Below are 15,534 nucleotides of genomic sequence, written 5' to 3'. Positions count from 1 at the left end.
GGATGCCTCCCCGGCCGGACCATGGCTCCGTCGGCTGTGCGGGTGGCTCAGCCGGCCGGGCCGAGCACCTTGATCTCGTTGATGCCGCCGCGGTAGCCGCCGGTGCCGTCCGAGGGCAGTTCCGTGATGTGGATCAGCACGTAGCGGGTGCGGATGGGGGCGTCCAGCGTCGTCTGGAGCTTGCCCTCGGTGCGTCCCAGTTTGACGATCGGCTGGGTGAAGGCGGACACGGATCCGGGGGGTGCGGCTTCCGGGGGCGCGGCGAGGACCTCGGCCGTCTGACCGGGGACCCACATGTCCACGTCGATCCCGGAGACGTCCTGCACCGAGCCCAGGTCGACGATGATGCCGCTGCCGTCGTTCGCCGTTTCCAGGTTGCCGAACTTGGCGTAGTTCACGTACCTGGGGGTGATCCACCCGGATGCAGGGTCTCCGTCGATGGTCTTGTCAACGGCTTCCGGTTTCACGGAGTTCCCGAGGACCGAAGCGTTCTTGATGGCCAGGGACTTGCCGGGGTCGGGCTGCTTCGGGGACTCGTTGTTCTTCGGCTGCGTCTGGTTGCTGCCGCTGCTGCCCTGCTTGCCGCGGTCCAGCAGGGTGTCGGCGAGCTGCCAGCTGCCCAGGCCGAGGGCGGCGATCAGCAGGGCCGCGACGCCCCACTTGAGGACCCGGCCGGTACGGCTCTGCAGCGGGGGCGGCGGAGGCGCGACGGAACGGACCGCGGCAGTAGGCGCTCCGGACGCCATGGGCCGGCCGTAGCTGCCCTGCTGGTAGGTGGTGTGCTGGTACTCGGGAGGCGGGGTGAAAGCGGGCTCCGGCGGCCGGATGCGGGGCATCGCGGCGACGGCCTTGGCCAGCTCCTCCGGGGTGGTGCAGGCGGGCTCCTGACGGGAAGCGGTGGCCCCGTCGTTGGCGAGGGCGCGCATGGCGAGCTCCCCCAGCCCCCGGTGCACCCCGGCGCGGACCTGGTCGGGGGCGATCAGGCCGACGCCCTTGGGCAGGCCGGTGAGGCCGTAGGCGTCGACCTCGTACGGCCAGCGCTGGGTCAAGGTGGCGTACAGGAGTGCGCCGATGGCCTCGGTGTCCGCACGCTGCGGGGTGTCGCTGGTGATGCCGCGCAGGGCGGCGTTCACGGCGAGCCCGCGGATCCGGTACTGGCCCGTCGAGGTGCGGAGTATGGCGCTGGGCGTCAGGCGCAGGTGGGCCAGGCCCTCGCGGTGCGCGGCGGCCATGGCCTGGGAGACCTGGGTGACGAGCTGGTAGGCCTCGTGGGGCTCCAAGGGGCCCGCGGCGAGGAGCGCGGTCAGCTCGGTGGCGTCGGGCAGCCACTCGTGGACGACGTAGACGAGGTCGTTCTCCTCCACGGCGTCGAGGACGTGGACGAACCGGGGGTCGCCGAGCAGCGCGGAAGAGCGGGCGGCGGCCAGGACGGCGCGGGCCCGCGGGTGGTCGGCAGGCAGCAGATGGACGCCCACGGCCCGGCGCAGCTTCTCGTCCATCGCGCGCCAGCTGCTGAATCCGTCCAGACGGGTGACGCACTCTTCGAGGCGATAGCGCCTGGCGAGCTTGTGGCCGCTGTGGAGTTCGGGGGCGGCAGCAGGGGCCGCTTTTCTGCGTTCGCCGTCCTTTTCGGGCATGGGTCCGTCCGCGGCTCGTCCGTTCTGGGTGTCCACCCCGTCGGCCATGGCCTTCGCCGCATCTGCGGCCGGCGGCTCGTCGCCGCCGTTGTCGGCCACGTCGACGGCAGCCGTGCTACGTTCCGCCACCGTCGTTCCTGCCTCCCCATCCGTTACGCGCTGTCGGCCAGTCTGCGAAGCCATGCCAATTGTGCCCACAGTCCGGCGCTATGCACGACACGCGAAAGGGTCCGACGGTTGTGCGCATCAGCGCCCCATGCGTCCGCGAACCATTCCGACCATGGCGTTGAGCTCTTCGATGCGCATCCTCTTGGCAGCCACGAGGAATACGACGGCCAGCGCGACACCGCCGGCGGCCAACGCGGCGAGGGAACCGGTGACTCCGCTGCCGAGCCACTGGGTGACAGCGTAGGCGGCCGCACCGGCCACGGCGGCCGCGGGGACGCAGGCGCCGGTGAGGCGGGCGTAGGTGCGCATCACGTGGGCGCCGTCGAGGTCGCCGCCCAGCCGGTTGCGCAGGCGACGCCATGCGACGCCGACGCCGACGGTGTAGCCGAGGCCGTAGGCGGCCGCCATGCCGACGACGGCCCAGCGTGCGGGGAGCACGAAGAACGCGGCGGTGGAGACGGCCGCGTTGACGGCGGCGACGATGACCGTGTTGTAGAAGGGGGTCCGGGTGTCCTCGTAGGCGTAGAACCCGCGCAGGACGACGTACTGGACGGAGTACGGGATGAGTCCGAGACCGAAGGCCATCAGGACGTAGCCGATGTTCTGGGCGCCGGAACCGGAACCGGCGTACAGCAGCGTGGCCATGGGGACGCCGAGGGCGAGGAACGCGAAGGCGCACGGCACGATCGCGACGGCCGAGGTGCGCAGCCCGTACGAGATGTCGTCGCGGACGGCGGCGGCGTCCCCGTCGTGGGCGGAGCGGGAAATACGGGGCAGGACGGCCGTCATGACGGAGACGGTGATGATCGCCTGCGGCATCTGCCACAGCAGCAGCGCGTAGTTGTAGGCGGTGATGCCGGTGCCCGGGTGGCCCTGTTTCTCGGCCACGGATCCGGCCCAAGTCGCGAGCTGGGTCACGACGACGAGGCCGATCTGGTTGGCGAGGACGAAGAAGAACGTCCACTTGGCCAGGCGGGCGGCCTTGCCGAGGCCGTGGCCCCGCCAGTCGAAGCGCAGGCGCGGCTTGAAGCCGGCGTCGCGCAGGTAGGGCAGCATCGCGAGCGCCTGGACGGTGAGGCCCAGGAGGGTGCCGAGGCCGAGCAGGCGGACGCCGTCGGCCGTGACGGTGGTGGCGTTGACACCGGAGGTGGTGAAACCGCCGAAGGCCCAGATGAAGGCTCCGAACGTGGCGATGACGACGATGTTGTTGAGGACGGGGGTCCACATCATCGCGCCGAACCGGCCGCGTGCGTTGAGGATCTGGCCGAGGACCACGTGGACGCCCATGAAGAACATGGTCGGCAGGCAGTAGCGGGCGAAGGCGACCGCGACGTCCATCTGCTGGGGGTCGGAGGCGAGCTTCGGCGACATCATCGTGATGAACACCGGTGCGGCGAGGACGCAGATGGTGGTGATGGCGGCCAGCAGGACCACGACGAGGGTCAGGAGGCGGTTGGCGTACGCCTCGCCTCCGTCGTCGTCCTTCTTCATGGCCCGCACCAGCTGCGGGATGAAGACGGCGTTGAGGGCGCCGCCGCCGACCAGCACGTAGATCATCGTCGGCAGGGTGTTGGCGATCTGGTACGTGTCGTTGAACGTGCCGACGCCGATGGCACCGGCGATGACGAGGGTCCGCAGGAAGCCGGTGATGCGGGAGACGATCGTGCCGGCGGCCATGAGGGCGCTGGACTTGAGCAGGCTGGAGGCGCGGCCGGCGGGCTTGCTCGGTGCCGGGGCGGCGACGGGGGGGTCCTCGGCAGGGGTGCCGGGAGCCCCCTGCTGGTCCCGGTAGAGGTGCGCGAAGGCGTCGGGCTCGGGCTGCTCGTCCGCCGCCTTGGTGACCAGGGAGTCCACTCCGACGAACTGGGTGGTCGTGGCGTGGTCGCCGTAGGGCAGGTGCCGGGAGGGCCCGTCCGGCTCGGGCGGCGGGGTCTGCGCCCAGACGTGCGGGTCGGGGGCGTGCACAGGGGCCTGCGGCGCCGCGTAGAGCGGGCCGGGCTCCTGGTAGGTGCCGGGCGGCGGCGGAGGGTGCGAGGCCCGGTCGTACAGGACCTCGGCGACGGGATCCTGGGCCGACAGGTCCTGAGACCGGTAGGGGTCGTGGTCGTAGGCGTCCTGGACATACGGGTCGCGGTCCGGCGCGGGCGCAGGCACGGGAACCTGCCCGGGCACCGGGGTGCCCGGGGCAGTGCCCTGGGAGGGCGCGGGCCCACCAGTGCCCTGCGCGCGGTCACCCTCGTACGGCGCGTTCATCGAAACCCCACCTCATCGTCCCCAGGCCGACCGGCCACGGCATCGCTCAACGGTCCACTGTCTCACCCGTGCCGGACTGCCCGGTGCTTTGCGGTCCGGTGTCCGGGGTCTCGTCACTCGGCTGCGTGCTCTCCCCGGCGGCCGCCCGCGCTGCTACGCGCTTGCGGCTGGCGTACATCTTGATGCCCGCCAGGACGAGGAGCAGGACGCCGCCGGCGATGACGAGCATCACGGTGGGAGTGATCTCGGTGGCCTCGACGGTGAACTTGCGCTGCTTGCCGTAGGGCACGCCGTCCGTGGTGAAGAGCTGCGCGGTGACCTCGACGGGGCCGCTCGCGGTGGCGTTGGCGGTGAACTTCACCGTCTGGCTGTGTCCGCCCGTGACGGTCACTTCCTGCTCGGCCTGGCCGCTGTCGCCGAACATCAGGCGGGTCGGGTTGGCGGATTTCACCCGCAGGACCAGGTTGTGGACGTCCTGGACGAGGCTGTTCTGGACGCTGACCGGGATGGTCGCGCTGTGTCCGGACAGGGTGGCGTCGGACTTGGGGACGACCTTGACCTTCTCGGTGAGGCCGATCAGGTACTCCTGCACCTGGTCCCGGTAGAGCCGGCCCTCCTCGGGGCGGCCCCGCCAGGAGGTGGACATCTCGCGGTTGGTGGTGTTCCCGAAGGGGATCTCCACTCGGTCGGGCGCGGTGAGGATCACCTTGAAGTGGTCCAGTGTGTTCTGGGTCGTGCGGATCTTCTCGAAGGCGGAGACCGGAAGCTCCGTCTTGCGCAGCGCATCGGGGTACTGGCCAGCGCCGGGGACCTGGGTGTTGACGCCCGGGTCGGGCTTGGCGGCGGCCGCGGCCTCGAGGTCGGCCGGCTGGGTCCAGCGGCCCGCCTGCAGACCCCGCAGGGCGGCTGCCATCGTCTGCACCTGGCTGGAGGAGGGCATCCGCTGCGGGGTGACGACGAAGCTGCGCTGGTTGTCGGTCTTCTGCAGGTTCAGGGCGAGGCTCTGCGCGAGGAAGCGCTGCACGGCCAGGGTGGAGTTCCCGGCGCCCAGCATGTCGCCCTCGAAGGCGGTGGAGAGATCGGCGTCCGCGACGACGGCCGTGGTGCCCGCGCCGATGGGACGGGCGGCCGAGGGGGTGTAGCCCAGGGCGCCGGTCTCCTGGAGGCTGTCGCTGCGCGTGAGGACGTTGTGAGCGCCCGCCGAGGTGGCCACGTTGACGATCGACGGGTCGATGGCACCGTCCACCGGCCAGGAGAAATCGGTGGACGGGGAGACGTGCAGCACCGTCTCCACGGCCTGCTTCGCCTTGTCGGTGGCCGGCCGCAGCTGGCCCAGGGTGCCCGAGACGTCCTTGCCCTGGTGGGCGAGGGAGGCGATGTCCGGATCGGCGAACGGCAGCGCCACGATCTTCTTGCCCTGGACCGCGGCTTCCAGGGAGCTCAGCCACTGCTCGGCGATGGCCTTGTTCTTGCCCTGGACGATCCGCCCGTCCGGCGTGCGGTACCGGTAGCCCTTGGTCATCGCGTCGACCGTGTAGAGCAGGTCGGGGTCGATGACCCAGGTGACCGGCAGGTCCTTGCCGAGGGCGACCATCTGCTGGAGGCGCCCGCCGGCCTTGAGCTCCTCGGCGAGCGAGTCGTCGAGGAAGACGGGGGTCTGGAGCTCGTCCGAGCCCGTCTCCGCCGTCAGGTGCGTGCCGGAGATCAGCGGCCACAGGTAGGTGAGCTGGGAGCGCTTGGAGGCAGCCTCCGGCTGCCAGGGCAGGAAGGTCCGCTTGATGCCGAGCACCTGCTCGTACTGGCGGCTCTCGGTCTCGCCGGACAGCGAGACGCCGAGCTGGTAGACGCCGTCCTTGTCCAGCTCCAGCTTGTTCACCGGGATGGTGAGGGTGAAGTCCTGCTTGACCTTGGACGGCAGCGAGGGGATCTTCACGGCATAGGCCGGGTCGATCTCACCGGGATCCGTGCCGGCCCGGAACCCGGCGCGTTCCGCCGCCTCGTCGATGGAGGCCCGGTCGCCCAGGGCGGGCCCGACCCGCAGGCCCACGTGCGCGCCGGTGATCGTCTCGCGGCCGTTGTTGACCACGCTGCCGGAGATGGTGAGCGTGTCGCCCTTGACCGGGGCCGCGGGGGCCATCCCGTCCAGCTGCACGTCGACGGCACCCGCCTCGGCGGCCTGGGCGGCCTGAGGGGCGGGCGAGTAGACCAGAGCGGCGAGCACGGGGGTCCCGGCCAGCAGAACGACTGCCCGCCGCAGCCAGCGGCGCCGGGCAGGTGCGGAGGGTGCCCCCTGGATGTCTGCCGCCTCGGCCACGCGCTGCCCGTCCCTCGAAGTGTCAGTGGTCGTCTTATGTGCGTCCACGCATGGTAACGAGACCCGCTGTGCGCGAGTGCCGCGCCTTGCTCCACATGATCGTGGCCGCCCCGGCGGCACCGCAGGCCGGGGCGCCCGCAAAACAGGGAAGCCCACGCCGGGCCGGGCACGTACCCTTTTCTGTTGTGCCGAACGCCAACGAAGACAACCCCAGTGCCCTGAGTCAGGTGCAGCACCGCGCGGTCAGTGAACTGCTGCGGGTCGCCCCTGTCGCCGACGAGCTCGGCCGCCGGTTCCACGAGGCGGGCTTCCGCCTCGCCCTGGTCGGCGGGTCCGTACGCGATGCGCTGCTCGGGCGTCTCGGCAACGACCTCGACTTCACCACCGACGCCCTCCCCGGGGACGTCCTGAAGATCGTCCGGCCGTGGGCCGACTCCGTGTGGGACGTCGGCATCGCCTTCGGCACCGTCGGGGCCCAGAAGGACGGCTTCCAGATCGAGGTGACCACGTACCGCTCGGAGTCGTACGACCGCACCTCGCGCAAGCCGGAGGTCTCCTACGGCGACTCGATCGAGGAGGACCTGGTCCGCCGCGACTTCACGGTGAACGCAATGGCGGTCGCGCTGCCGGAGAAGGAGTTCGTGGACCCGCACGGCGGCCTGGAGGACCTCCAGGCGGGCGTTCTGCGCACTCCCGGCACGCCGGAGGACTCCTTCTCCGACGACCCGCTGCGGATGCTGCGAGCGGCGCGCTTCGCCGCCCAGCTCGACTTCGAGGTCGCCCCCGAGGTCGTGGCGGCGATGCAGGCGATGTCCGACCGGATCGAGATCGTCTCGGCGGAGCGGGTGCAGGGCGAGCTGAACAAGCTGCTGCTGTCCGCACACCCCCGCAAGGGCCTGGGCCTGCTCGTGGACACCGGGCTGGGCGACCACGTGCTGCCCGAGCTGCCCGCCCTGCGGCTGGAGAGTGACGAGCACCACCGGCACAAGGACGTCTACGACCACTCGCTGATCGTGCTGGAGCAGGCGATGGCGCTCGAGCAGGACGGCCCGGACCTGGTGCTGCGGCTGGCGGCCCTGCTCCACGACATCGGCAAGCCGCGCACCCGCCGGTTCGAGAGCGACGGCCGGGTCTCCTTCCACCACCACGAGGTGGTGGGCGCGAAGATGACCAAGAAGCGCATGACCGCGCTGAAGTACTCCAACGACATGGTCAAGGACGTGTCCCGGCTGGTGGAGCTGCACCTGCGCTTCCACGGCTACGGGGACGGCGAGTGGACCGACTCCGCGGTGCGGCGCTACGTCCGCGACGCCGGCCCGCTGCTGGAGCGCCTGCACAAGCTGACCCGGTCCGACTGCACCACCCGCAACAAGCGCAAGGCCAATGCCCTCTCCCGCACCTATGACGGTCTGGAGGAGCGCATTGCGCAGCTGCAGGAGCAGGAGGAGCTCAGCGCCATCCGGCCCGACCTGGACGGCAACGAGATCATGCAGGTGCTGGGTGTCGGCCCCGGCCCGGTGATCGGCAAGGCCTACGCGTTCCTGCTGGAGCTGCGGCTGGAGAACGGCCCCATGGAGCGCGACGCCGCGGTGACCGCCCTCAAGGAGTGGTGGGCCGCACAGGCCTGATGCGGCCGGCGAATCACGCGTCTGGGCGGGGCGATGTTTCACGTGAAACATCGCCCTGCCGCTTCAGGTGGAGCGCCGTCAGCGCGTAGAGGACGGCCACGCTCACGATCAGCGCGACGGACTGCCCGTCCGGGGGGAGCATGAGTGCGGCCACGGCGGCCGCACTCACGAACGCGATGTTGAACAGCACGTCGTAGACGGAGAACACGCGGCCGCGGTAGTCGTCGTCCACATGGGACTGGATGGCCGTGTCGGTGGAGATCTTGGCGCCCTGGGTGGCGAGGCCGAGGACGAAGGCTGCGACCAGCATCGGTCCGGGCCTGAAGAACAGGCCGAGCGGGGGCACCAGGACGGCAGCCCCGGCGGAGCAGGCCGTGATCCAGCCGCGGGTGCCCAGCCGGCCCACCAGCCAGGGGGTGACGAGGGCGGCCGTGAAGAACCCGGCCCCTGAGACGCCGACCGCGATGCCCAGCAGCGCGAGGCCGGCGGACTCCGTGTCCGACCAGGAGTAGCGGCAGAGCATGAGCAGCATCACGAACAGGGCCCCGTAGCAGAAGCGCATCAGGGTCATGGCGGTGAGCGTCTGGGCCGCCTCGCGTCGGGAGGCCAGGTGCCGCAGCCCTTCGGCCATGCCGCGGACGGTGAGGGCGACCCCCTCGGCGACCGACGGGTGGTCCCGTCCGGCAGGGTGGTCCGGTCCGAGCAGCCCCACGGCCAGACGCAGCGAGACCAGGGCCGCGCACAGGTAGAGCGCGGCGCCGAGCAGCACCACCACGGCGTTGGAGTCGGAGGCCAGCAGCTGGACGAGGAAGGCGAGCCCGCCGCCGGCGACTGCCGCGAGCGTCCCCGCCGTGGGTGAGAGCGAATTGGCGGTGACCAGCAGGGCGGGGTCGACGACGTGGGGCAGGGAGGCGGCCAGCCCGGCCAGGACGAAGCGGTTGACGGCCGTCACCGAGAGGGCGGAGGCGTAGAAGAGCCAGTCGGGGACGTGCGCGACGATCAGCACGCCGGTGCCGCACGCGAGGAATGCCCGCAACAGGTTGCCGTAGAGGAAGACCTGCCGGCGCCGCCAGCGGTCGAGCAGCACCCCGGCGAAGGGGCCGATCACCGAGTAGGGCAGCAGCAGTACCGCCATGGCCGAGGCGATGGCCGCGGGCGAGGTCTGCTTCTCCGGGGAGAACACCACGTACGTGGCGAGCGCCACCTGGTACACGCCGTCCGCCGCCTGGGAGAGCAGCCGTACGGCGAGCAGGTTGCGGAAGTCCCTCAGGCGCAGGAGTACGCGCAGATCACGTACGACAGGCATGAGGGCAAGGGTCACATACGCGGAGGGTCCCCGGGCACATTGCCCGGGGACCCTCCGCGGAAGAACAGTCGAAGACCAGGTGCCCGAAGACCCTTGGAGTGCGACTTAGCGCTCGACCTCGCCCTTGATGAACTTCTCGACGTTGACCAGGGCCTCGTCGTCGAAGTACTGCACCGGCGGGGACTTCATGAAGTAGCTCGAGGCCGACAGGATCGGGCCGCCGATACCGCGGTCCTTGGCGATCTTCGCGGCGCGCAGGGCGTCGATGATGACACCGGCGGAGTTCGGGGAGTCCCACACCTCGAGCTTGTACTCGAGGTTCAGCGGGACGTCGCCGAAGGCGCGGCCTTCGAGGCGGACGTAGGCCCACTTGCGGTCGTCGAGCCACGCGACGTAGTCGGACGGGCCGATGTGGACGTTCTTCTCGCCGAGCTCACGGTCGGGGATCTGCGAGGTGACGGCCTGCGTCTTGGAGATCTTCTTCGACTCGAGGCGGTCGCGCTCGAGCATGTTCTTGAAGTCCATGTTGCCGCCGACGTTGAGCTGCATGGTGCGCTCGAGACGGACTCCGCGGTCCTCGAACAGCTTCGCCATCACGCGGTGCGTGATGGTGGCGCCGACCTGCGACTTGATGTCGTCGCCGACGATCGGGACACCGGCCTCGGTGAACTTGTCCGCCCACTCCTTGGTGCCGGCGATGAAGACCGGGAGGGCGTTGACGAAGGCGACCTTGGCGTCGATGGCGCACTGGGCGTAGAACTTCGCCGCGGCCTCGGAGCCGACGGGCAGGTAGCAGATCAGGACGTCGACCTGGCGGTCCTTGAGGATCTGGACCACGTCGACCGGGGTCTCGGCGGACTCCTCGATCGTCAGGCGGTAGTACTTGCCCAGGCCGTCCAGGGTGTGGCCGCGCTGCACGGTCACGCCCTTGTTCGGGACGTCGCAGATCTTGATGGTGTTGTTCTCGCTGGCGCCGATGGCGTCCGAAAGGTCGAGGCCGACCTTCTTCGCGTCGACGTCGAACGCGGCGACGAACTCGATGTCACGCACGTGGTAGTCGCCGAACTGGACGTGCATCAGACCGGGGACCTTGGCCGCCGGGTCGGCGTCCTTGTAGTACTCGACGCCCTGCACCAGCGAGGCGGCGCAGTTGCCCACGCCGACGATGGCTACGCGAACCGAACCCATTCCGGTTGCTCCCTGTTTGTTCTCGGACGAGGCCTGCGAGATGCAGGCCTCACTTTGCAGTTTCGTCGGGCGGACCGGGTCGTCTCTGATCCCGTCCCGCCCGCTCACTCTCGATGAGCTCGTTCAGCCAGCGCACTTCGCGCTCCACGGACTCCATTCCGTGCCGCTGCAGCTCAAGCGTGTAGTCGTCGAGACGCTCCCGCGTACGGGCCAGTGAGGCGCGCATCTTCTCCAAGCGCTCCTCGAGCCGGCTGCGACGGCCCTCCAAGACCCGCATGCGCACTTCCCGCTCGGTCTGACCGAAGAAGGCGAAGCGGGCGGCGAAGGACTCGTCCTCCCAGGCATCGGGGCCCGTGTGGGCCAGGAGCTCCTCGAAGTGCTCCTTACCTGCCGCCGTCAACCGGTAGACGATCTTGGCTCGGCGCCCTGCGAGTGAAGTGGCGAGAGCGTCTTCCGGGGCGTTGCCCGGTTCCTCGATCAACCAGCCGTTGGCGACCAACGTCTTGAGGCAGGGGTAGAGCGTTCCGTAGCTGAACGCCCGGAACACCCCCAGCGAGGTGTTGAGCCGCTTGCGGAGCTCGTACCCGTGCATGGGGGATTCGCGAAGGAGGCCGAGGACGGCGAACTCGAGGATGCCTGAGCGCCTGCTCATCCGCCTGCCTCCTTCGTCCCTGAGTTTTATACCGAGCTGATGTATCGGCTCGATACATCCAGACGATAGAACGGGCCGTCTTCGGCGACAAGGGGTGATGTGGTGACCGGCATCACATCACCAATTCGTACCAGGCGAGTTGCCTGATTTGGGGTGAACTTCGGCACTGTTCGGGTTTTGGGCGTGCGTAGTCTGTGGGCCATGACAACGGGGGGAACCGGAATTCACCTGCCGCTTCCAGGCCACTCGCCTGCCCGAGGAGTAGTCGTTCGATGAGCGAGCACCGCCGCAAACCGCCGCAGCCCGAGGGTGGCGGTCGTGCCGCGGCCCGCCGGGCCGCCCAGCAGCGCCCTGGCCGGGGCGCCGGGCCCGCACGTGACGTCCCCACTGCGTCACCCAGCGGACCGTACGCAGAGCCGCCCGGCCATGGCAGCCGTGCCGGGGCACGCCGGGCCGCCCCCCGTGGATCCGGAGGCCGCGGACGCGCCGCCGGCCCCGGCCGCCCGGACAAGAGGCTGATCAACTACCCGCGCTCCGACAAGGCAGGCTGGCAGCGCTTCGTGCCATCCTGGAAGCTGGTCTGCGGCACCGCCCTCGGCTTCTTCGCGATCATCACGGCAGGGGCCGGCATCGGCATCGCGTCGGTGAACACGCCCGACCCGAACAAGGCGGCCAAGGCGCAGAACAACGTCTTCTACTGGGAAGACGGCAGCCAGATGGTGGCCACCGGCGGTTCGATGAACCGGCAGATCGTGCCCATCGACAGGATCCCCAAGTCGATGCAGGACGCCGTGATCGCCGCCGAGAACGAGTCGTTCGAGACGGACAAGGGCGTCGACCCGATGGGCATCGCCCGAGCTGTGTGGAACATGGCCCAGGGCGGCTCCACCCAGGGTGGCTCGACCATCACCCAGCAGTACGTGAAGAACACGTACCTGGACTCCGACCAGACGCTCAAGCGCAAGGTCACCGAGCTCTTCATCTCGATAAAGCTGGGCGTGTCCGAGGAGAAGGACAAGATCCTCGCGGGCTACCTCAACACCGCCTACTACGGCCGGGACGCCTACGGCATCCAGGCGGCCGCGCGGGCCTACTTCGGCAAGGACTGCGTGGACCTCACGCCCTCCGAGAGCGCCTTCCTCGCCTCCGTGCTCAAGGGCCCCAACCTCTACAACCCGGACGGCGGCATCGGTGCCGCGGCCACCCCCGAGAAGAACACCGAGCGGGCCAAGGAGCGCTGGGCCTGGGTCCTGGACCGCGAGGTCGCGGTGAAGCGGATGCCGAAGGCCGACCGGGACCAGTTCAAGGAGTTCCCCAAGCTCGTCGACTCCGAGCAGGCCCGCGGCCTGTCCGGCCAGACCGGCTACCTGGTCGACACGGCCAAGAAGTACGTGATGAAGGTCACCGGCATCACGCCCGACGAGATGGCCCGCGGCGGCTACCAGATCAAGACCACCTTCCAGAAGCCGAGGGTGGACGCGCTGGCCAAGGCCGTCGAGGACACCCGCAACGACTTCCTGGACGAGAAGGCCCGGCCCGAGTACGACACCTTCGTCCAGTTCGGCGCCGCCTCGGTGGACGTGAAGACCGGGGCGATCGTGGCCCTGTACGGCGGCCCGGGCATGGACAAGAAGTACTTCAGCAACAACGCCGACACCCTCGGTGTCCCGGTCGGATCGACCTGGAAGCCGTACGTCCTGGCGGCCGCGATGCAGTACGGCACCCAGAACTCGAACGGCCGGGGCATCTCGGCCGACAGCAAGTACAACGCGAACGACCTGACGGTGATCAACAACCGCGACGGCAAGCCGCTGCGGGACGCGTCCGGCAAGCCGTTCAAGCAGAAGAACGAGAGCACCTACCCCTACGGATACGTGACCCTCAACGAGGCGATGGAGAAGTCCATCAACGTGCCGTTCGCGCAGCTCGTCTTCGACGTCGGCCACACCAAGGTCCGGGAGGTCGCCGAGTCGACGGGCATCCTCAAGGACTCGATGAACCCGAACAACGACGCCTCGTTCGCCCTCGGCACCTCGACCCCGAGCGCCATCCGTATGGCCGACTCCTACGCCACCTTCGCCGCCTCCGGTACGCACCGCGACCCGTTCTCCGTGACCCGTGTCGAAAAGGACGGCAAGGAGCTGCCCGGCTTCGGGGCCCCCAAGGAGCAGCGGGCGATGGACAATGACATCGCCGACAACGTCACCAAGGTCCTGCAGAACGTCGTCGAGAACGGCACCGGCACCAAGGTCAGGAAGCTCGGCTTCAACCGGCCCGCCGCCGGCAAGACCGGAACCACCGACCAGAACAAGTCGGCCTGGTTCGTCGGCTACACCCCGGAGCTGTCCACCTCGGTCGCCCTGTTCCGCACCGACCCGAACTCGGCGGACAAGAAGCTGATCTCCATGAACGGTGTGGGCGGCGTCGACTCCATCCACGGTGGCGACATTCCGGCCGCGATCTGGACCGAGTACATGAAGGAAGCCCTCAAGGGCACCCCGGTCAAGGAGTTCCCGGAGGCCGACAAGATCGGCGTCACCGCGGACGCCTCCGGCGCCCCCTCGCCGAGCCCCTCCTTCTCCCCGTCGCCGTCCCCGTCGATGCCCTCGCCGTCGGCGAGCTCCTCGCCGCCGGTCTCCCCGACCCCGTCGAAGGGCGGCAAGCCCTCCTGCAAGCCGTGGGAGCTGTACTGCATCCCGGACACCGGCGGCGGCACCAACAGCGGCGGCACCAACGGCGGCGCCGGCGGATCCACCGGATCACCGTCGCCGACGCCATCGGGTAAACCGGGCCGCCCGGGCGGCACCAGCTGGGGGACCACGGTGGGGACCTCGGGCTGACCCCCGCCCCCCTGTTCCGACGAGGGCCGTCGCACACGGTGCGGCGGCCCTCCCGCATGTCCGGCCCCGTACGGCAGGATGAGCGCATGACCAAGGTGCACGAGGAACGGCCCGTACTGCCCACGCAGCAGGACGAGGTCGCCGCGGCCGGCAGCGAGTTCATCGGCGGCCCGATGGGTCGCTACGCCCGGCTGGGCGGCCACTGGCTGACCCCGGTGCGCGTCGTGGTCCTCGTCGCCCTCGGACTGTTCGCGCTCGGCATGGTGCAGAAGCTGCCCTGCTACGACTGGGCGTGGTTCCGCGGAGCCGGCTCGCAGTACACCCACGCCTGCTACTCCGACATCCCGCACCTCTTCGCCGTACGCGGCTTCGCCGACGGTCTCACGCCCTACTTCGACCGGCTCCCCGGCGACATGGAGTACCTGGAGTACCCGGTGCTCACCGGGCTCTTCATGGAGGTCGCCTCCTGGCTGACCCCCGGCGGCGGCTCCATGCAGCACCGCGAGCAGATGTACTGGATGGTCAACGCGGGGATGCTGATGGCCTGCGCCGCGGTCATCGCCGTGTGCGTCGCGCGAACCCACCACCGCCGGCCCTGGGACGCGCTGCTCTTCGCCCTCGCGCCCGCATACGCGCTCACCGCAACGATCAACTGGGACCTGCTGGCCATCGCCCTGACCGCCGCAGGAATGCTCATGTGGTCCCGCGGCCGGACCGTGCTCTTCGGCGTCTTCATCGGCCTGGCCACCGCGGCCAAGCTCTATCCCGTCCTGCTGCTCGGTGTGCTGTTCGTGCTGTGCTGGCGGGCCGGGAAGTGGCGGGCGTTCGGCTCCGCCGTCCTCGGCGCGGCCGTCTCCTGGCTCGTGGTGAACCTGCCGGTCATGCTCCTCGCCTGGGACGGCTGGAAGAAGTTCTACACGTTCAGCCAGGAACGGCCGATCGACTTCGGGTCGGTGTGGCTGCTCATCTCCCAGCGCTCCGGAAACCCCCTGCACGACGCCAACACGTACGCGACGGGCCTGACGCTGCTGCTGTGCGCGGGCATCGGAGTGCTCACGCTGACCGCCCCCCGCCGCCCCCGCTTCGCCCAGCTGGCGTTCCTGGTCGTGGCCGCCTTCATCCTGGCCAACAAGGTCTACTCGCCGCAGTACGTGCTGTGGCTCATCCCGCTGGCGGCGCTGGCCCGGCCGCGCTGGCGGGACTTCCTGATCTGGCAGGCAGGCGAGGTCGTGTACTTCCTCGGGATCTGGCTGTACCTGGCCTACACGACGAGCGGGGACAAGCACCAGGGCCTGCCCGTGGAGGGCTACCAGGTGGCGATCACCGCCCACCTGCTGGCGACCCTCTACCTGTGTGCGGTGGTCGTGCGCGACATCCTGATGCCCGAGCGCGACGCCGTACGCCGCGACGGGTCGGACGACCCGTCCGGCGGGGTCCTGGACGGGGCCGAGGATGTGTTCACGCTGTCGGACGCCGCTAGGGCGCCGCAGGATGCGGCGCCCTCGCAGGGTCAGCGGGTCGAGTGGGGCATGGCCCCCAGGGACTGAC

9 protein-coding genes are annotated in these 15,534 nt (G+C 69.8%); 3 read left to right on the top strand and 6 right to left on the bottom strand.

The features are described from left to right. Positions 1-47 precede the first annotated feature (47 nt). From AB0M76_RS01295 to AB0M76_RS01285, 3 genes are all read right to left on the bottom strand, one after another. The gene (locus AB0M76_RS01295) at positions 48-1,766 is read right to left on the bottom strand and encodes a protein kinase family protein (protein WP_365950938.1); all 1,719 of its coding nucleotides are present in this window, start codon (positions 1,764-1,766) and stop codon (positions 48-50) included. Positions 1,767-1,883: 117 nt separating this feature from the next. Beyond that, positions 1,884-4,058, bottom strand: a complete 2,175-nt coding sequence (gene murJ / locus AB0M76_RS01290; RefSeq protein ID WP_365950937.1) for a murein biosynthesis integral membrane protein MurJ — start codon at positions 4,056-4,058, stop codon at positions 1,884-1,886. Positions 4,059-4,104: 46 nt separating this feature from the next. Then, positions 4,105-6,372, bottom strand: a complete 2,268-nt coding sequence (locus tag AB0M76_RS01285; RefSeq protein ID WP_365950936.1) for a DUF6049 family protein — start codon at positions 6,370-6,372, stop codon at positions 4,105-4,107. 185 nt (positions 6,373-6,557) lie between these two features. Here AB0M76_RS01285 and AB0M76_RS01280 point away from each other — a divergent pair, with 185 nt between their 5' ends. Further along, entirely contained in the window at positions 6,558-8,000 is a 1,443-nt protein-coding gene (locus AB0M76_RS01280; protein ID WP_365950935.1) for a CCA tRNA nucleotidyltransferase, read from the top strand. A 13-nt stretch (positions 8,001-8,013) separates the two neighbouring features. Here AB0M76_RS01280 and AB0M76_RS01275 read toward each other — a convergent pair whose 3' ends face one another. The 3 genes from AB0M76_RS01275 to AB0M76_RS01265 form a co-directional block, all read right to left on the bottom strand. Beyond that, positions 8,014-9,306 (bottom strand): MFS transporter, encoded by a 1,293-nt coding sequence (locus AB0M76_RS01275; protein WP_365950934.1) that lies wholly within the window; start codon positions 9,304-9,306, stop codon positions 8,014-8,016. A gap of 105 nt (positions 9,307-9,411) precedes the next feature. Further along, a complete protein-coding gene (locus AB0M76_RS01270; protein WP_365950933.1) occupies positions 9,412-10,494 on the bottom strand; it encodes an inositol-3-phosphate synthase in 1,083 nt (360 codons plus the stop codon). A gap of 49 nt (positions 10,495-10,543) precedes the next feature. Beyond that, entirely contained in the window at positions 10,544-11,146 is a 603-nt protein-coding gene (locus tag AB0M76_RS01265; protein WP_053785476.1) for a PadR family transcriptional regulator, read from the bottom strand. A gap of 272 nt (positions 11,147-11,418) precedes the next feature. Here AB0M76_RS01265 and AB0M76_RS01260 point away from each other — a divergent pair, with 272 nt between their 5' ends. Together AB0M76_RS01260 and AB0M76_RS01255 are read left to right on the top strand one after the other, a co-directional pair. Beyond that, positions 11,419-13,986, top strand: a complete 2,568-nt coding sequence (locus AB0M76_RS01260; protein WP_365950932.1) for a transglycosylase domain-containing protein — start codon at positions 11,419-11,421, stop codon at positions 13,984-13,986. Between the two features lie 86 nt (positions 13,987-14,072). Continuing rightward, a complete protein-coding gene (locus AB0M76_RS01255) occupies positions 14,073-15,533 on the top strand; it encodes a glycosyltransferase 87 family protein (protein WP_365950931.1) in 1,461 nt (486 codons plus the stop codon). The last annotated feature ends 1 nt before the right edge of the window (position 15,534 follow it).

This window comes from Streptomyces sp. NPDC051364, from assembly GCF_040682115.1.
Lineage (GTDB): Bacteria > Actinomycetota > Actinomycetes > Streptomycetales > Streptomycetaceae > Streptomyces.
This window is presented reverse-complemented; position numbering and strand designations above follow the sequence as displayed.

What these genes read in the sequence shown, in the direction of transcription:
- AB0M76_RS01255 (WP_365950931.1), top strand. Translation starts at nt 14,073, where the DNA reads ATGACCAAGGTGCACGAGGAACGGCCCGTACTGCCCACGCAGCAGGAC.
- AB0M76_RS01270 (WP_365950933.1), bottom strand. Translation starts at nt 10,494, where the DNA reads ATGGGTTCGGTTCGCGTAGCCATCGTCGGCGTGGGCAACTGCGCCGCC.
- AB0M76_RS01275 (WP_365950934.1), bottom strand. Translation starts at nt 9,306, where the DNA reads ATGCCTGTCGTACGTGATCTGCGCGTACTCCTGCGCCTGAGGGACTTC.
- murJ (WP_365950937.1), bottom strand. Translation starts at nt 4,058, where the DNA reads ATGAACGCGCCGTACGAGGGTGACCGCGCGCAGGGCACTGGTGGGCCC.
- AB0M76_RS01265 (WP_053785476.1), bottom strand. Translation starts at nt 11,146, where the DNA reads ATGAGCAGGCGCTCAGGCATCCTCGAGTTCGCCGTCCTCGGCCTCCTT.
- AB0M76_RS01260 (WP_365950932.1), top strand. Translation starts at nt 11,419, where the DNA reads ATGAGCGAGCACCGCCGCAAACCGCCGCAGCCCGAGGGTGGCGGTCGT.